The following is a 16,606-nucleotide window of genomic DNA, read 5'->3' as shown; positions in this document are numbered from 1 at the left end:
CGGCTTACAAGAAAATGAACTTGGCGATGAAGATCGCGCAAAGCACCCACAGGCTGACGGAAATTTCCTTGTGCTTGCCGGTGAAAGCCTTCAGCACCACATACGTGATAAAGCCCAGAGCAATGCCGTCGGCGACCGAGAAGGTCAGGGGCATCATGATCGCGGTGACGATCGCCGGAATGCTGTCAGTCGCTTCGTCCCATTCGATGTGAGCCATGCCGCCCATCATCAGCATCGCCACATAAATCAGCGCACCGGCGGTTGCATACGCGGGGATCATGCCAGCCAGCGGTGCGAAAAACATTGCGGCAATAAATAGCACACCTACGGTCACGGCGGTAAGACCAGTCCGACCACCAGCGGCTACACCCGCGGCACTTTCCACATAGCTGGTGACCGGCGGAACGCCGACCATCGCACCGAATACGCTGGAAGCACTGTCGGCTTTCAGGGCACGGGAGAGGTTTTCAATCTTGCCGTCAGCATTTACCAGACCGGCGCGCTGGGCGACGCCCATCAAGGTGCCGGCGGTGTCGAACATGTGCACGAAGAGGAAGGCCAGCACCACGCTGATCATGCTGACATTGAACACGCCAGCGATGTCCATGGCCATCCAGGTCGGCGCCAGGCTCGGCGGGGCGGACATGATGCCCTCGTAGTGCACCAGGCCCAGGCCCCAACCTGCCAGGGTTACGGTGATGATGCTGATGAGGATCGCGCCAAACACTTTGTGGTAGCTGAGCACGGCGATCATCAGGAAGCAGACGGCTGCCAGCAGCGGGCCAGGTTCGCGCAGGGAGCCGAGCTTGATCAGGGTGGCGGGGCTGTCGACCACGATGCCCGCAGTTTTCAAGCCGATCAGCCCCAGAAACAAGCCCACACCGGCACCCATGGCAAAGCGCAAACTGACTGGAATGCTATTGAGCAGCCATTCGCGAATCCGCGAAAAGGTCAGGAACATGAACAACACACCGGAAACGAACACCGCACCCAGAGCGGTTTCCCAGTTGTAGCCCATGGTGCCAACCACGGTGTAGGTGAAGAAGGCGTTCAGGCCCATGCCCGGCGCGAGGCCGACCGGCCAGTTGGCATACAGGCCCATCAACAGGCAACCCAGCGCGGCGGCGATGCAGGTGGCGACGAACGCGGCACCGTGATCGATCCCGGCGTCGGCCATGATGTTGGGGTTGACGAAGATGATGTAAGCCATGGTGATGAAGGTTGTCAGACCGGCAATCAGCTCGGTCTTCACCGTGGTGCCATGCAAGCTGAGTTTGAAGATGCGCTCCAGCCAGCCATTGCGTAACGGCGGCGAGAGTTCCAGCGTAGGGGCTTCGGATTTGCGGCTTTCCACAGCGAATACTCCTCAAGAGTTTTATTGTTATTTCCAGGGCCGGACCCAGAGGGTGGCAGCGGCCCTTTGAGGCACTTGCGAATTTGTTGACCGCTTGGTCAGGAACTCGCACGAGGTGGATTATGCTTTTGTATACAAATAAAGCAAATAATGTTTTTGATTTTGTAGACGAAAAGATTGGCAATAGGGATATATCGCCGAAGAGGTGCGCTGGATGATCGTTCCCACGCTCTGCGTGGGAATGCATCCCGTGACGCGCTGCGTCACATCCGAAGCGGAACGCAGAGCGTCCCCTGGCGGCATTCCCACGCGGAGCGTGGGAACGATCAGTCTGTGAGCACTTGGGTTTTTCCCAGCGCCAAATTCACCGCCAACCACCCATTCACCGCCGTCTCCCCGGCTTCGGCAAACACCCGCTCGAGCAATTTCACCTGCTCACGCCGCAACGACTGCTCAAACCGCGCGCCGTCGTCGGTCAGTTCCAGCAATCGCTTACGCTTGTCGGTCTCGGACGCGACGCTGTTCACCAGCTGCATTTCCACCAATTGCCTTAGCGGAATGTTCAGCGCCTGCTTCGTCACCCCGAGCAACGCCAGCAGTTCCTTGACGCTCAGGTTCGGGTAGCGAGCGATGAAAAACACGATGCGTTGATGCACCCGGCTCAAGCCACGACGCTCAAGCATCTCGTCGGCCTTCGCGGTGAACGCCTGGTAACCGAAGAAAAACGCTTCCATCGCTTGTTGTTGGGTGCTGGGGTTTTTAAGGTCAAGCATATTGACGTATCCGTTCAGTCTGTCGTAATTTCGGTCAACCAGTTTGACTCATTTCCTTCAGGCCTCGCTACCGGTGACCCCCATGGCATTTTCCGAACGTGTCTCGCGCCTTAAAAGTTCTTTGATCCGTGAAATCCTCGCTGCCGCCCAGCGCCCGGAAGTGATGTCGTTCGCCGGCGGCTTGCCGGCCGAAGCCATGCTGCCGAAAGTCGAGTGGGCCGACATGCCATTGTCCATGGGCCAATACGGGATGAGTGAAGGTGAGCCGGCGCTGCGTGAAGTGCTGGCAGCAGAGGCGCGGGCGCTGGGCGTGCCGTGCGAGGCGAGTCAGGTATTGGTGGTCAGCGGCTCCCAGCAAACCCTCGATCTGGCGGCCAAGCTGTACATCGATAAAGGCACCGAGATTTTGCTCGAGGCGCCGACTTATCTTGCGGCCTTGCAGATTTTTCAGCTGTTCGGCGCCGACTGCATCACTGTCCCGCTGGAGGTCGATGGCCCGAACATGGTGCAACTACGTGCTCGTCTGGAAAAACACCGTCCGGCGTTCATCTACCTGATCCCGACCTTCCAGAACCCGTCGGCCGTGCGCTACAGCGAAGCCAAGCGCGATGCCGTGGCCGCCTTGCTCGACGAGTTCGGCGTGACCTTGATCGAAGACGAGCCTTACCGCGAATTGACCTTTGATGGCGGTAGCGCCACACCGATTGTCAGTCGCTTGAAAAAGGCCAGTTGGATCTACACCGGCACCGTGTCGAAAACCCTGTTGCCCGGATTGCGAGTCGGCTATCTGATCGCCAGTCCGGACCTGTTCCCGCATTTGCTGCGGCTCAAACAATCAGCCGACCTGCACACCAGTCGCGTCGGCCAGTGGCAAGCGCTGCAATGGATCGGCACCGAAAAATTCCAGCATCACTTGAGCGAGCTGCGGGACTTCTACCGGGCTCGTCGGGACGCGTTCCAGTCAGCCCTGGAAATGCATTTTGCTGATTTGGCGGACTGGAACGTGCCCCAGGGCGGACTGTTTTTCTGGCTGACACTCAAGCAGCCGCTGGACACGCGTACGTTGCTCAAGGCTGCACTGGCAGCGGAGGTGGCGTTCATGCCGGGCGAGCCATTCTTCCCTGAGCCAGACCACAATCCAGGGCATCTGCGACTGAACTTCAGCCATATCGACCCGGTTAGGCTGGACGAAGGGCTTAAGCGACTGGCCGCGGTCGTGCGTCAGGCCCAGGCAGCGCAAGCGGCCTGAGGCTGCTGGTGAGAGAGGGTATAAAAACAAATAAACCGGCCAAAGGGCCGGTTTATTTTTATCTGAAATCTGTGTTGCTTCAGGCTGCGGCAAACCGCTTGTCCAGATAATCAATGATCACCTTGGACTCGTACATCCAGGTGGTCTGGCCATTCTCTTCGATGCGCAGGCACGGAACCTTGATCTTGCCGCCTTGTTCCAGCAGGGTCTGGCGATCCTGTTCGTTGTTCTTCGCATCGCGCAACGCCACCGGCACGTTCAAGCGGCGCAGGGTGCGGCGGGTTTTCACGCAGAACGGGCAGGCGTGGAACTGATACAGGGTCAGGCCCTTGGCAGCCGTGTTGACCTGAGCCTGAACCTCGGCAGGGCGCTGCTTTTTGCCGGGGCGGGTGATGAAGTCGATGAAGATGATCAGTTGGCCAAGGCCGACACGAAGCGCTTTTACGAACACGGTATAAGCCTCACAGGGGCAAAGAAGGCGCGCAGCTTACCTGATTTTCGCGGGCGAAAAAAAACCGGCGATGAATGCCGGTTTTCTTCGTGCTGCGAATTACTTGATCAGGCTGAGAAACTCGCTGCGGGTGGCGGCGTTTTCGCGGAACTCACCCAGCATCACCGAGGTGATCATCGACGAATTCTGTTTTTCCACACCGCGCATCATCATGCACATGTGCTTGGCCTCGATCACCACTGCAACGCCCAGGGCGCCGGTGACTTGCTGGACCGCATCGGCGATCTGGCGGCTGAGGTTTTCCTGGATCTGCAGGCGGCGGGCGTACATATCGACGATCCGCGCGACTTTCGACAGGCCCAACACTTTGCCGCTCGGAATGTAAGCGACGTGGGCCTTACCGATAAACGGCAGCAGATGGTGTTCGCACAGCGAGTAGAGCTCGATGTCCTTCACCAGCACCATTTCGCTGTTATCGGAGCTGAACAAGGCACCGTTGGTGACCTCTTCCAGTGTCTGTTCATAACCGCGGCAGAGGTACTGCATGGCTTTGGCGGCACGTTTTGGCGTGTCGAGCAGGCCCTCGCGGGAGACGTCCTCGCCCAATTGGCCGAGAATCGCGGTGTAATTCTGTTCCAGTGTCACAGGGGCTGATTCCATAAGGGTTTCAGAGGGGTACTGTTTCTGTCTGTACCAATTTTGTACCAATCAAGCTCTTTTCAAGCTTCCCGAGCTCACCCCGGTCGGTGCTGGAGTTGATCCATCGGGCGTAGGTCGACAGCAACATCTGAATGCTATGACCGAGCTGAGTGGCAATAAACGCAGGGTTCATCCCCGACATGAGGCACATGGTAGCGTATGTGTGCCGGCAGTTGTATTGCCGACGGGCGCGAAGCCCCAATTCGGTTAGTGCGGCCTGGAAGTGTGGTCGGTCACACTGGCCTGCTGGATGAACTCGAAGTACAGGTTGGGGGGAACACACAGGGTGAGTCCGCCTGCCTGCTGCGGCTCTGTTTCGCGTGTTGCTGGGCCACACGCTCGGCCTCCTCAATGGCGTGCAGGGCGCGACTTTTGAGCATGACCCGGCGGGCATTGCGGGTTTTGGTGCGCTCCTCGATCTGGTAGTCCGCGACGATCCGACACACGTTGACCCGCCGCTGCTCCTTGTCGGCCTCGTCCACCGTGAATGGGTCGATAGGCTTTCTGGTCTTCGCCGGCAGCTCTATGGACTCGACCGGGTTGCGATTGATCAGTCCATAGTGCCTCGAAAAAGCTGCGGGCTCAGTCTTTGAAACTCAACCGTGCGTTGCATGATCGAGGCGTACAGATTGCCGTCGGCAGTATCTTTTCCGGCTCGGGCAAATAAACGCAATGGCCTGCGGATGAACTACGCTGCCAAAACAACCCCGTCCATATGTTAATCGCCATCGGCCGGAATACGCTCCGTGAGAATCAGACTGCCCCTGCTTGCTCTTCTGTTACTCGCCTCGCAGTTTGGTGGCTGTACGACACTCAATGTCCCTAGCGAACCGAGTCAGGCCCTGCCGGCGACCGATTCGGCGTTTGGCCGTTCGATCCAGGCTCAGGCAGCCCCCCATCAGGGCCGATCGGGCTTTCGCTTGTTTTCCGATAGCGCCGAGGCCTTCAACGCTCGTGCCGAGCTGATTCGCAACGCCCAAAGCAGCCTCGACTTGCAGTACTACATCGTTCACGACGGCATCAGCACACGAATACTGGTGAGCGAGCTGCTCGACGCCGCCGACCGCGGAGTCCGGGTGCGGATTTTGCTCGACGACACCACCAGCGATGGTCTGGACCGGATCATCGCGGCGCTGGCCGCACACCCCAAGATTCAGATCCGCGTGTTCAATCCGCTGCACCTGGGTCGCAGCACCGTCGTTACGCGCACCATGGGCCGGCTATTCAACCTGTCGCAGCAACACCGGCGCATGCACAACAAACTGTGGGTGGCGGACAACAGCGTGGCGATCGTTGGTGGGCGCAATCTGGGGGACGAGTATTTCGATGCCGAACCCAACAAGAATTTCACCGACATCGACATGCTCAGTGTTGGCCCGGTTGCAGAGCAGTTGGGACATAGCTTCGACGAGTACTGGAACAGCGCTCTGAGCAAGCCGATCGAACAGTTTCTCTCAAGCAAGCCGACAGCCAGTGACCTGAAATATACCCGGACGCGACTGGACGAATCACTGGAGGAAACGCGCAAACAGAATCACACGCTCTATCAACAGTTGATGACCTACACCACTCATCCGCGCCTGGATACCTGGCGCAGTGAGCTGATCTGGGCCTGGAACCAGGCGTTGTGGGACGCACCGAGCAAGGTGCTGTCAAAGGGTGAGCCGGAACCGCACTTGCTGCTAGCTACCCAGTTGGCACCTGAGCTTAATGGGGTTAGCAAGGAGCTGATCATGGTTTCGGCCTACATGGTGCCCGGCAAACCGGGGCTGGTGTACCTGACCGGTCGTGCCGATGCCGGTGTGTCAGTCAGTTTGCTGACCAACTCACTGGAAGCCACTGATGTACCGGTTGCGCACGGTGGTTACGCGCCTTATCGAAAAACCTTGCTGGAGCACGGTGTGCAGCTGTTCGAATTGCGTCGCCAGCCCGGTGACAACGGCGGCAGCGGCAGCAGACCGCATCTGTTTCACAGTGGCAGCGGGTCCCGTAGTTCCGACTCCAGCCTGCACAGCAAGGTAATGGTCTTCGACCAACAGAAAGCCTTCATCGGCTCGTTCAATTTCGACTCGCGCTCACTACTGTGGAATACCGAAGTCGGGGTGCTGGTAGACAACCCGCAGCTCGCCAGACGGGTGCGCGAACTGGCGCTGGAGGGTATGGCGCTTGCCCTCAGCTATCAGGCCCGGCTGGAAAAGGGTCAGATCGTCTGGGGCACCGAAGATGATGGCAAGCAGCACACATTGACCAGGGAACCGGGGAGTTGGTGGCGTCGCTTCAATTCGTGGTTCAGCAGCATGATCGGCCTGGGGAAGATGCTCTAGCTTAAAAAAGGGGCCTTTCTGCTTTGATGTGCTCCCTCCGTTACACGATATCCTGGAGGTGGTTACATTCATTCCATTTTCAGGGCGAGGATGAATCATGCAGATGTGGATAGGGGCGGCGGCTCGGCCCATCAGCCAATTGCTGATTGCAGCGGGTATTAGCCTTATCGCGATCGTAGCCAATGCGCAGGCTCAAGCCACACCTCAAGTCACTCAAGAGATAAAGGGCTTGCTGGACTTTGTCGAGCACAGTGAGTGTCTGTTTGTGCGTAACGGGAGCGAATTCCCAGGTCCCCGGGCTCGAGCGCATCTGGAGAAGAAGCTGAATTATCTCGAAGACAGGAACATGGTGAACAGCGCAGAAGACTTCATCGATCTTGCTGCCACTAAAAGCAGTATGAGTGGCCGCGCCTATGAAGTGCGATGTCCAGAAGGTGTACAACCGGCAAACACCTGGTTGAAGAGAGAACTACAGAGGCAACGGCAGCTTCATTGAGTTTGTCTCAAGTCGGATAGCTTTCTCGGTCTCTCCTTGATGCGGATGAGTACGGGATGAAAATATGAGTAGCGAATGTTCAAACACCAAAGCTGAGCCTTTTCGTATTCCGCGCACGATTTGGGCTCTTGGCTTTGTCAGCTTATTCATGGATCTATCGTCCGAGCTGGTACACAGTTTACTGCCTGTGTTTTTGGTCACTGCATTGGGGGCGAGTGCATTGGCCGTCGGAGTGATCGAGGGTATTGCCGAGTCGACCGCCATGCTCGTCAAGATATTTTCTGGCGCTATCAGCGACTTTATTGGTCGGCGCAAAGGATTGCTGTTGCTTGGATATGGTTTAGCCGCGCTGAGCAAACCACTTTTTCCTTTAGCTCATTCGGTGGACGTGGTCTTTACAGCACGATTGCTGGATCGCATTGGCAAAGGCATTCGTGGGGCGCCACGAGATGCTCTGGTTGCAGATGTGTCGCCACCAGAAATCCGTGGCGCCTGCTTTGGACTGCGGCAGTCGATGGATACCGTAGGGGCTGTTCTTGGTCCTGCTCTGGCCATCTTGCTTATGTTATGGCTCGCAGATATACAGCTTGTCCTGTGGTTTGCAGTGATTCCGGCAGCAGTGGCGGTGGCTCTCATTGTCACAGGAGTAAAAGAGCCCATACACCTCGCCAGCGAACACACATTTCGATCTCCAATTCATTGGAGAGTCCTTCACGACTTCTCCTCTGGGTATTGGTGGGTCGTCATAATTGGAGGGGTGTTTACACTTGCTCGTTTCAGCGAGGCGTTTCTGGTATTACGAGCGCAACAGATAGGCCTGTCGATCACCTGGACTCCGCTGGTGATGGTAGTAATGGCACTTTTTTATACGCTGTCCGCTTATCCTGCCGGCTGGCTATCTGATCGCATCCCTCGCACCAAATTGCTCTGCTTAGGTATGGGGTTGCTCGTCTTGGCGGATCTGGTACTCGCTCAATCCGGTTCTGTCATTACGATGATGCTGGGCGTTGCCTTGTGGGGCCTTCATATGGGATTTAGCCAAGGCATTCTTGCCTCGCTGGTAGCCGATAAAGCGCCCACGGAACTCAAGGGCACGGCCTTCGGCATTTTCAATCTTGTCAGTGGTATATGCATGCTGATCGCCAGCGTTCTGGCGGGATGGATTTGGCAAAGCATTGGGTCAGACAGCACTTTCCTCACGGGTGCACTGCTTGCCATAACAGCTCTGTTTTTACTGTTATTCAAGAAGCAGTAAAGCGAAACCCAAAAGAAAAATAAATAGTTTTGAACGAACAGCTCACCGTTTTAGGCACGCCAGGGAAATGGAACTACCTGTGGGACTTTACGCAAAGGGCAAAGGGCAAGGGGTACGGTGGCGGACACGACGCCCGCAAGTGATGCGACAGCTTTACTCGTCGCGACCTTCCATCATGGTCCGTTTGAGCATCACATAAACCGCGCCGGCGCCGCCGTGTTTGGCCTGGCACGACGTGAACCCAAGTACCTGGGAATGCTGGCGCAGCCAGGTGTTGACGTGGCTTTTGATCATCGGCCGCTTGCCGTCCAGACGCACGGCCTTGCCGTGGGTGACGCGCACGCAACGGATTTCGAATTTGGTCGCTTCGGCCAGAAACGCCCAGAGGGTTTCCCGGGCCTTTTCCACGCTCATGCCATGGAGGTCGAGGCTGCCTTCGAACGGAATCTGTCCGATCTTGAGCTTGCGCATCTGGCTTTCCTGAACACCGTCACGCGCCCACATCAGCTCGTCTTCCGGGCCAACATCGATGACGAACTGATCGGACAGTCCGTCAACCGTGGTGGCATCGGTGCGCACGGTGGCGGCCTGGCGCAGTTTGGCGATTTGTGCGCGGTCAGCTTTGGGTTTGCCGGTTTCGGCGCGATCGTGTTTGATCGGCTTGACGCCTTGGATCGCGCTTTTGAACAGGGAAAAATCGTCGTCTTGCATGTCAGCCTCCGCGAAGGGCGGCCAGTTTACCCAACTCGAGACGAATCGGGGCGCGAGAAAACGCGAAGCGTACGGCTCAGTCGTGTTTTTTCATCAGGTGCGGGGAGATGTTCAGCTCACGCGACTGACGCGAGCGACGACGGCAGCGACGCCATAGCCACACGCCGATGTACAGCACGAACAGTCCAACCACCAGAATCACTGCCGACCCGGCCGGGCTGGCATTCAGCTCGCCCAAGGCGGGCGCGTGGCCGAGCAGGCTGGCAGCGCCGGCCATCGCCAGCAACACGCCGCACATCGCCAGCAAGGCAGCAAATGCCGCGCCGATTCGAAAACGCCAGTTGCGTTGGCCTTTAGGCCGCAGGCGGCGTGCGTCAAAACCATCGGATAACTTCATTCCGACCTTCCTCAATGGGTATCGGCCCTTCGACCGGGAGTTGACCGGGATGTTCCTGAGGCTAAGACAATTACAGCACCTGATAGGCTTTTGCGGATGAGCGGCGGCATGGACCGCTCATCGAGCGTTGATCAAATCAGAGCTTGCGTCAGGGCGAGGGTGGCGAAGTTGTCCGCCATGATCGCCATTTCGGTCTGCTGTACGTGGTCTGCGCTCAATACTCCGCCCTTGTAAGGCAGGTCGCGAGTCGCGCAGGCGTCTTCCACCAGCGTGCAACGAAAGCCCAGGTTCTTTGCGGCGCGCACCGTGGTGCTGACGCTGGAGTGGCTCATGAAACCGCACACGATCAGGTCCAGCGAACCGAGATTCTGCAGGCGTTCCAGCAGTTCGGTGCCGTGGAACGCACTCGGCAGCAATTTACCGATGATGGTTTCGTCGCCCTGCGGTTCCAGCCCCGGGATGAACTCACCGCGCTCGCCCTGTGGATCGAACAGCCCACCGACGGTGCCGAGGTGGCGGACATGGACGATCGGCCGGCCGGCTGCACGGGCAGCGGCCACCAGTTGCTTGATGTTCGCGACGGCAGCATCCATGCCGCTCAAGGCCAACGGGCCGCTGAGGTATTCTTTCTGGGCATCGATGATGACAAGGGTCGCATGGCTCAGAACGGCTGCTGCATAACCGCGGCCGCTGAGTTGAAACATCGTTTTTGGAACGGACATTCTGGGGCTCCTTTGAGTGGGGCTTTTGCGACATTGTCCTCTGGCTGAGCGCTTCTGTGAATCGCTACCATCGTAGGCGCCGTCTTTGCTGGCTCCCAGCCTTGTCAATAGTCCCTTTTTGTTCAATAACCAACCGAAAAAATAGAACAGTCCTACATTTGCCCCGGTAGTTTTCCCGCGTCGTCGTGACGCGTTTTGGCTGTTAGAATCGCCAGTCGTTTTTTCTGGAGTTTGCCCCCGTGATCACTTCCCGACTTCGTACCCTGCGTGACCATATCCGTTGGGCCGTCAGCCGCTTCCATGGGGAGGATCTGTTTTTCGGCCATGGGACCGACAACGCCTGGGACGAAGCTCGTCAGCTGGTGTTGGGTGCTTTGCACTTACCGTGGGAAATCGCTGACAGCTACCTCGACTGCAATCTGGAAGAGGACGAGCTGGTTAACTTGCAGCGCCTGCTCAAGCGCCGCATCGAGGAGCGCATTCCTACCGCTTATCTGCTGGGTGAAGCCTGGTTCTGCGGCATGTCGTTCATTGTTGATGAACGCGTATTGATCCCGCGTTCGCCGATTGGCGAACTGATCGAAAAGCGTTTCGAACCGTGGCTGGGCGCCGAACCTGCGCGGATTCTCGACCTGTGCACCGGTTCCGGCTGTATCGGTATCGCCTGTGCCTACGAGTTCCAGAACGCCGAAGTGGTGTTGGCCGACCTGTCTTTTGAAGCTCTGGAAGTGGCCAACCAGAACATCGAGCGCCATGGCGTCGATGAGCGGGTGTACACGGTGCAGGGCGATGGATTTGAGGGGTTGCCGGGGCAGCGTTTCGACCTGATCGTGTCGAATCCGCCTTACGTTGATGCGGAAGATTTCGCCGACATGCCGGACGAATACCAGCACGAACCGGAGCTGGGCCTGGCCTGCGGTGATGATGGCTTGAACCTGGTGCGTCGCATGCTTGCCGAAGCGGCGGATCACCTGGCCGAGAAGGGCCTGCTGATTGTCGAAGTAGGCAACAGCCAGGTTCACGTCGAGGCGCTGTACCCGGAAGTCGACTTCGCCTGGCTCGATTTCGAGCGCGGTGGACATGGCGTGTTCATGCTGACGGCGGAGCAGTGCCGCGATCATCAGGCACTGTTCGCTTCCCGCGTTTAACCCCGCAATGATCGTTCCCACGCTCTGCGTGGGAATGCAGCCCGGGACGCTCCGCGTCCCAAAAGCGGACGCAGAGCGTCCATTGAGGCATTCCCACGCGGAGCGTGGGAACGATCAGGTCTGCGCGATCAGCGGTGCGTGGCAATCCAGATCAACAACCCGGCCTGAAACACCGCAAACGCCACCAGACAGGTAATGGTAAAGCGCAGCCCGGCGTCTTCGCGCTTGTACTTACTGACCTTTTCTTCGTGCTTCTTGAGTTTGACTTCCTGCTCGGCCAGATTTTGCTCGGCTTGCTGGAGCATCTGCGCCGCCTCAAGGATTTCCACGACCTGCAGTTTTTCCGTGTTCCAGTCAGCCAGCAGGTCGCCGACCTGTACTTCTTTGACGCTGCCCTTCAAATGCTGCGGGTCGGCATAGACCACATCGAAACCGTGCATCCGCAAAAAGTGATCGCGGCGCAGGCGAGTGTCTTCGTTCAGCGCATCCTTATTGTTCAGGTCGGTGCCGTCGACGGTATAGCCGGGCCATCTCTTTTTCGCCCAGGTAATGCCCTGAGCGGCCATGAAGCGGCCGATGCCACGGTTCATCGGTTCAATTTGCAGGCCGCTGTCGGGACCGAAGTGCACGCGCTTGGTGGTGTGATCGACCCACACGTCCAGATGATTCTGTTCCTTGCGCACGCGCTGGCCGGGCAACTTGATGCTCATGCGCATCAGGCTGTGTTCCTTGTTATTGCGTTCGGCGTAACCGAACTCAACAAATCGCAGCGGCCGTCCACCGGTGTTGCGGTCGGTCTGCAACGGCGCCAGACGGAGCATCTTTTGGTGCTCGACGTGGACGTCCGCCCATGGCAGCTCGACCACTGGTGGTGCGTCTTTTTCAGCAGTGGTGTCGGGTGAAGTCTGGGTATCAGTCATAACGGCGAGATCCTGTCCAAGCGCTGCTTGCCGCCAGCCAGTGCGCTGGCGACAAAGGCTTATCGGCCGTTTTTTTCAGTACTGGAGGGTCAACAGCGCTTAAAACAGCGCTTAACTGGTGCGAAGTCCGTCAATAAACCCGAGGATTCGCGCGCCGAGTTCGGCCGCCAGCGGTAATTGCGGATCTTTATAGGAGGCCAATTGCCGCTTCACGTCGTTGGGCACGATGCGCATCACGTGGTTCATGCCTTCGATCAGCGCCAGTTCGGCGTCCGGCTTGGCGGCCTTGAGTGCCTTGGCATCACCCACGCCGACCTGAATGTCGTTGCTGCCCTGGATGATCAGCGCCGGCATTTTCAGTTTGGCGAACGCCGCTGCCGGGTCCTGGCGGAACAGTGAAATCAGATACGGCTGCACGCTCGGGCGGAAAATGACCTGCAACTGCGGCGGCACGTTGTCGTCGGTGTGACCGGCCTTGAGGCTGTCGAGCAGTTCGTTGCTGCGCAGCATCAGCGGGGGCGGCAGACGATTGCTCAATTGTTGGCGCAACACCTGATCGATCGGCCGGGCGCTGCCGGACATGGAGATGACCGCGGCGGCATCAAGGCTCGGCGCCGCCAGGCTGGCGATCAAGGCGCCTTCGCTGTGGCCCAGCAGGATCAGCTGGCCAAATCGCGGATCGGTTTTGAGCTTCTGGCCCCAGGCCTCGGCGTCGGCCACATAGGCTTCAACCGACAGATTGCGTTCGTCCGGGGTCGCCGCAAGGCTCGCCGCCACGCCGCGTTTGTCATAACGCACGCTGGCGATGTTGTGTTTGGCCAGTACCCAAGCGAGACGTTTGAGGCTGTCGTTGCGTCCGCCGTCGGGGTTGTTGCCGTCACGATCCGTAGGACCGGAGCCGGAAATGATCAGGACAACCGGTACCGGCGTGTCGGACTTGGGTAGCAATAACGAGCCGAAAAGCTCGCCGCTGCCGGTGTCCAACGTGATCGGGCGTTGCAGGACAGTGGCCTGTACAAAGCCGGTAAACAGGGTAAGGCTCAAGGCTATAACTCGCAGCATCATCACGCCATCATGAACAAGATGCCGGTTGGACTCGCAGGCACCCATAAGGTTCGAGGATGAACTAGTTGGGTAGCCTGCGTATACTGGCGCGCATTACGTATTTGGTTCGATTTCACGGAGCGTCCTGCATGTCCGGCAATACCTACGGCAAGCTGTTCACTGTCACCACCGCGGGCGAAAGCCATGGTCCGGCGTTGGTCGCCATTGTCGACGGCTGCCCGCCGGGCCTGGAGATCTCTCTGGAGGATCTGCAGCGTGACCTGGATCGCCGCAAACCCGGCACCAGCCGCCACACCACCCAGCGCCAGGAAGCCGACGAAGTCGAAATCCTCTCCGGCGTGTTCGAAGGGCGCACCACGGGTTGCCCCATCGGCCTGTTGATCCGCAACACCGACCAGAAGTCCAAGGATTACTCGGCGATCAAGGATCTGTTCCGCCCGGCCCACGCCGACTACACCTACCACCACAAATACGGCGAGCGCGATTACCGCGGTGGCGGTCGCAGTTCGGCCCGTGAAACGGCCATGCGCGTAGCCGCCGGTGCGATCGCGAAGAAATACCTGGCCACTCAGGGCATCGTCATTCGTGGCTACATGAGTCAGCTCGGCCCGATCGAAATCCCGTTCAAGACCTGGGATTCGGTGGAAGAGAACGCCTTCTTCAGTCCTGATCCGGACAAGGTCCCGGAGCTGGAAGCCTATATGGACCAGTTGCGCCGCGACCAGGATTCGGTCGGCGCGAAGATTACCGTGGTCGCTGAAGGCGTGATGCCGGGCCTCGGTGAGCCGATCTTCGACCGCCTTGACGCCGAACTGGCCCATGCGCTGATGAGCATCAATGCGGTCAAAGGCGTGGAAATCGGCGCCGGTTTCGCCAGCGTTGCCCAGCGCGGCACCGAACACCGCGATGAAATGACCCCGCAAGGTTTCCTCAGCAACAACGCGGGCGGGATTCTCGGCGGCATTTCGTCGGGTCAGCCGATCGTCGCGCACCTGGCACTCAAGCCAACCTCGAGCATCACCACGCCGGGCCGCTCCATCGACGTCCATGGCAACCCGGTGGAAGTCGTCACCAAGGGGCGTCACGACCCGTGCGTCGGCATCCGCGCCACGCCGATTGCCGAAGCGATGATGGCCATCGTGCTGATGGATCACCTGCTGCGTCACCGTGGGCAGAACGCCGACGTACGGGCGAGCACGCCGGTGCTGGGTCAGCTTTAATGGCTGACCTCACAGCCGCTGCGGACTGGTGACTGTGGCGGCGCTCCCGTACTGGCGGCTCTCCAGTTTCTATCTGTTCTATTTCGCCTTGCTCGGTTCGACAGCGCCGTTTCTGGCGCTGTACTTCGATCACCTGGGCTTTTCCAGCGCACGGATTGGCGAGCTGGTAGCGATCCCGATGCTGATGCGCTGCGTGGCGCCGAACATCTGGGGCTGGCTCGGTGACTACACCGGCCGACGCCTGGCCATCGTGCGCTTCGGCGCGGTCTGTACGTTGCTGACGTTCTCGCTGATCTTCGTCAGCAAGACCTACGCCTGGCTGGCGATGGTCATGGCCTTGCACGCGTTCTTCTGGCACGCGGTGTTGCCGCAGTTCGAAGTCATCACGTTGGCGCACTTGCAGGGCCAGACCAACCGTTACAGCCAGATCCGCCTGTGGGGTTCCATCGGTTTCATCATCACCGTGGTCGCACTCGGCCGATTGTTCGAATGGCTCAGTCTCGACATTTATCCGGTGGCGCTGGTGCTGATCATGGCCGGGATCGTAGTCAGCAGCCTGTGGGTGCCCAACGCTCAACCGGTCCAGGGTGAGCGACCGGCGGGGGACGGTTTTCTCAAACAGTTGCGCACTCCCGCAGTGTTGGCGTTTTACGGTTGTGTGGCGCTGATGCAGATGAGCCACGGTCCTTATTACACCTTTCTGACCTTGCACCTTGAGCGACTCGGTTACAGCCGTGGGCTGATCGGCCTGCTCTGGGCAGTCGGCGTGGTGGCCGAAGTGTTGATGTTTCTGGCCATGAGCAAGATCCTTGCGCGTTTCTCCGTGCGTCGGGTGTTGCTCGCGAGTTTTCTGCTGGCGGCGTTGCGATGGTTGTTGCTCGGTTCGTTCGCTGAATTTCTTTGGGTGCTGTTGTTTGCCCAGGTTCTGCACGCGGCGACTTTCGGTAGCTTTCACGCGGCTGCCATCCAATTCGTGCAACGTAGTTTCGGCGCGCGCCAACAAGGGCAGGGCCAGGCGTTGTACGCCGCACTGGCTGGTACCGGCGGTGCACTGGGCGCCTTGTATTCCGGTTATAGCTGGAATGCCCTCGGCCCTGCATTGACCTTTAGTATTGCCAGTCTCGCAGCCCTGGCGGCTGCCGTTATCATTGCCACACGTATGCAAGAGGACAGGCCATGAGCCTTACCCGTGAACACCTCGCTCAGGAAATCATCGATGCCGGGCGTTTTCTGTATGGCCGCGGCTGGTCGCCGGCCACCAGCAGCAATTATTCGACGCGCCTGTCGCCGACTGAAGCGCTGCTGACGGTGTCCGGCAAGCACAAAGGCCAACTTGGCCTCGACGATGTGCTGGCCACCGACTTGTCGGGCAATAGCCTGGAACCGGGCAAAAAGCCGTCCGCCGAAACCCTGCTGCACACTCAGCTCTACCACTGGCGCCCGGAGATCGGCGCGGTGCTGCACACGCATTCGGTGAACGCTACGGTGCTGTCGCGCCTGACGCCGGAAGACTTCATTGAGTTCGAAGACTACGAACTGCAAAAAGCCTTCAGCGGTGTGTCGACTCACGAATCCCGAGTACGTGTGCCGATCTTCGACAACGATCAGGACATTGCGCGCCTGGCCGCCGAGGTGCAGCCTTGGCTGGAAGCCCATCCCGATTGCGTCGGCTATTTGATCCGCGGCCACGGTCTCTACACCTGGGGCGCGCGCATGAGCGATGCGCTGCGGCAGATCGAAGCCTTTGAATTTTTGTTCGAGTGCGAGTTGAAGACGCGCTCGGTTTTTAACAATAAAGCATGAACCGTAAAGGCATGAACCG

General features: G+C 58.7%; 18 protein-coding genes and 1 pseudogene. 10 read left to right on the top strand and 9 right to left on the bottom strand.

Annotated elements, in window-relative coordinates; all coding sequences use genetic code 11:
* Positions 1-4: 4 nt before the first annotated feature.
* The gene (locus ACYZT5_RS13960; RefSeq protein WP_462051610.1) at positions 5-1,354 is read right to left on the bottom strand and encodes an NCS2 family permease; all 1,350 of its coding nucleotides are present in this window, start codon (positions 1,352-1,354) and stop codon (positions 5-7) included.
* A 326-nt stretch (positions 1,355-1,680) separates the two neighbouring features.
* Positions 1,681-2,127 (bottom strand): MarR family winged helix-turn-helix transcriptional regulator, encoded by a 447-nt coding sequence (locus ACYZT5_RS13955; protein WP_462051609.1) that lies wholly within the window; start codon positions 2,125-2,127, stop codon positions 1,681-1,683.
* A gap of 82 nt (positions 2,128-2,209) precedes the next feature.
* On the opposite strand from ACYZT5_RS13955, the gene ACYZT5_RS13950 reads away from it, so the two are divergent.
* Positions 2,210-3,376, top strand: coding sequence for an aminotransferase-like domain-containing protein (locus ACYZT5_RS13950; protein WP_462051608.1), 1,167 nt, complete (start codon positions 2,210-2,212; stop codon positions 3,374-3,376).
* A 79-nt stretch (positions 3,377-3,455) separates the two neighbouring features.
* Here the strand turns inward: ACYZT5_RS13950 and ACYZT5_RS13945 are convergent, their stop codons facing one another.
* Positions 3,456-3,827, bottom strand: coding sequence for a glutathione S-transferase N-terminal domain-containing protein (locus ACYZT5_RS13945; protein WP_449645452.1), 372 nt, complete (start codon positions 3,825-3,827; stop codon positions 3,456-3,458).
* 99 nt (positions 3,828-3,926) lie between these two features.
* Positions 3,927-4,472, bottom strand: a complete 546-nt coding sequence (folE, locus tag ACYZT5_RS13940; protein WP_010456659.1) for a GTP cyclohydrolase I FolE — start codon at positions 4,470-4,472, stop codon at positions 3,927-3,929.
* 374 nt (positions 4,473-4,846) lie between these two features.
* Here folE and ACYZT5_RS13935 point away from each other — a divergent pair, with 374 nt between their 5' ends.
* The 5 genes and pseudogenes from ACYZT5_RS13935 (at position 4,847) to ACYZT5_RS13915 (ending at position 8,601) form a co-directional block, all read left to right on the top strand.
* Positions 4,847-5,119, top strand: a complete 273-nt coding sequence (locus tag ACYZT5_RS13935) for a hypothetical protein (protein WP_462051607.1) — start codon at positions 4,847-4,849, stop codon at positions 5,117-5,119.
* Positions 5,113-5,248, top strand: a pseudogene (locus ACYZT5_RS13930) (hypothetical protein); the annotation flags it as partial. The gene ACYZT5_RS13935 and the pseudogene ACYZT5_RS13930, both read left to right, overlap by 7 nt.
* Positions 5,249-5,272: 24 nt before the next feature.
* Entirely contained in the window at positions 5,273-6,850 is a 1,578-nt protein-coding gene (locus tag ACYZT5_RS13925) for a phospholipase D family protein (protein ID WP_462051606.1), read from the top strand.
* Between the two features lie 97 nt (positions 6,851-6,947).
* A complete protein-coding gene (locus ACYZT5_RS13920) occupies positions 6,948-7,346 on the top strand; it encodes a YfeK family protein (protein ID WP_462051605.1) in 399 nt (132 codons plus the stop codon).
* Positions 7,347-7,410: 64 nt separating this feature from the next.
* Positions 7,411-8,601, top strand: coding sequence for an MFS transporter (locus ACYZT5_RS13915; RefSeq protein ID WP_462051604.1), 1,191 nt, complete (start codon positions 7,411-7,413; stop codon positions 8,599-8,601).
* A 153-nt stretch (positions 8,602-8,754) separates the two neighbouring features.
* On the opposite strand, the gene ACYZT5_RS13910 is transcribed toward ACYZT5_RS13915, so the two are convergent.
* From ACYZT5_RS13910 to ACYZT5_RS13900, 3 genes are all read right to left on the bottom strand, one after another.
* A complete protein-coding gene (locus tag ACYZT5_RS13910; RefSeq protein WP_008146127.1) occupies positions 8,755-9,312 on the bottom strand; it encodes a Smr/MutS family protein in 558 nt (185 codons plus the stop codon).
* 76 nt (positions 9,313-9,388) lie between these two features.
* Positions 9,389-9,709 (bottom strand): hypothetical protein, encoded by a 321-nt coding sequence (locus ACYZT5_RS13905; RefSeq protein WP_462051603.1) that lies wholly within the window; start codon positions 9,707-9,709, stop codon positions 9,389-9,391.
* A 131-nt stretch (positions 9,710-9,840) separates the two neighbouring features.
* On the bottom strand, positions 9,841-10,431 hold the full coding sequence (locus ACYZT5_RS13900) for a cysteine hydrolase family protein (RefSeq protein WP_129436944.1): 591 nt from the start codon (positions 10,429-10,431) through the stop codon (positions 9,841-9,843).
* A 239-nt stretch (positions 10,432-10,670) separates the two neighbouring features.
* Between ACYZT5_RS13900 and prmB the strand changes: the two genes are divergently transcribed.
* The gene (prmB, locus tag ACYZT5_RS13895) at positions 10,671-11,579 is read left to right on the top strand and encodes a 50S ribosomal protein L3 N(5)-glutamine methyltransferase (protein WP_462051602.1); all 909 of its coding nucleotides are present in this window, start codon (positions 10,671-10,673) and stop codon (positions 11,577-11,579) included.
* Between the two features lie 128 nt (positions 11,580-11,707).
* Here prmB and ACYZT5_RS13890 read toward each other — a convergent pair whose 3' ends face one another.
* Positions 11,708-12,499: a hypothetical protein gene (locus tag ACYZT5_RS13890; protein ID WP_462051601.1), complete on the bottom strand. Its 792-nt coding sequence runs from the start codon at positions 12,497-12,499 to the stop codon at positions 11,708-11,710.
* A gap of 111 nt (positions 12,500-12,610) precedes the next feature.
* Positions 12,611-13,609 (bottom strand): alpha/beta hydrolase, encoded by a 999-nt coding sequence (locus tag ACYZT5_RS13885; RefSeq protein WP_462051600.1) that lies wholly within the window; start codon positions 13,607-13,609, stop codon positions 12,611-12,613.
* Positions 13,610-13,692: 83 nt separating this feature from the next.
* On the opposite strand from ACYZT5_RS13885, the gene aroC reads away from it, so the two are divergent.
* The 3 genes from aroC to ACYZT5_RS13870 are packed head-to-tail and all read left to right on the top strand — an operon-like array spanning position 13,693 to position 16,587.
* Positions 13,693-14,784, top strand: a complete 1,092-nt coding sequence (gene aroC, locus ACYZT5_RS13880) for a chorismate synthase (protein ID WP_462051599.1) — start codon at positions 13,693-13,695, stop codon at positions 14,782-14,784.
* Between the two features lie 34 nt (positions 14,785-14,818).
* A complete protein-coding gene (locus tag ACYZT5_RS13875; RefSeq protein ID WP_462051598.1) occupies positions 14,819-15,964 on the top strand; it encodes an MFS transporter in 1,146 nt (381 codons plus the stop codon).
* Positions 15,961-16,587 (top strand): methylthioribulose 1-phosphate dehydratase, encoded by a 627-nt coding sequence (locus ACYZT5_RS13870; protein WP_462051597.1) that lies wholly within the window; start codon positions 15,961-15,963, stop codon positions 16,585-16,587. The genes ACYZT5_RS13875 and ACYZT5_RS13870 overlap by 4 nt, the downstream gene beginning before the upstream one ends.
* Positions 16,588-16,606: the final 19 nt, after the last annotated feature.

It is taken from the genome of Pseudomonas sp. LB3P14 (genome assembly GCF_054898045.1).
This window is presented reverse-complemented; position numbering and strand designations above follow the sequence as displayed.

Bases quoted from the DNA above. Each gene is read 5' to 3' on its own strand.
- ACYZT5_RS13955 (WP_462051609.1), bottom strand. From the start codon at position 2,127: ATGCTTGACCTTAAAAACCCCAGCACCCAACAACAAGCGATGGAAGCG.
- ACYZT5_RS13950 (WP_462051608.1), top strand. From the start codon at position 2,210: ATGGCATTTTCCGAACGTGTCTCGCGCCTTAAAAGTTCTTTGATCCGT.
- ACYZT5_RS13920 (WP_462051605.1), top strand. From the start codon at position 6,948: ATGCAGATGTGGATAGGGGCGGCGGCTCGGCCCATCAGCCAATTGCTG.
- ACYZT5_RS13915 (WP_462051604.1), top strand. From the start codon at position 7,411: ATGAGTAGCGAATGTTCAAACACCAAAGCTGAGCCTTTTCGTATTCCG.
- ACYZT5_RS13910 (WP_008146127.1), bottom strand. From the start codon at position 9,312: ATGCAAGACGACGATTTTTCCCTGTTCAAAAGCGCGATCCAAGGCGTC.
- ACYZT5_RS13905 (WP_462051603.1), bottom strand. From the start codon at position 9,709: ATGAAGTTATCCGATGGTTTTGACGCACGCCGCCTGCGGCCTAAAGGC.
- ACYZT5_RS13900 (WP_129436944.1), bottom strand. From the start codon at position 10,431: ATGTCCGTTCCAAAAACGATGTTTCAACTCAGCGGCCGCGGTTATGCA.
- ACYZT5_RS13890 (WP_462051601.1), bottom strand. From the start codon at position 12,499: ATGACTGATACCCAGACTTCACCCGACACCACTGCTGAAAAAGACGCA.
- ACYZT5_RS13885 (WP_462051600.1), bottom strand. From the start codon at position 13,609: ATGGGTGCCTGCGAGTCCAACCGGCATCTTGTTCATGATGGCGTGATG.
- aroC (WP_462051599.1), top strand. From the start codon at position 13,693: ATGTCCGGCAATACCTACGGCAAGCTGTTCACTGTCACCACCGCGGGC.
- ACYZT5_RS13870 (WP_462051597.1), top strand. From the start codon at position 15,961: ATGAGCCTTACCCGTGAACACCTCGCTCAGGAAATCATCGATGCCGGG.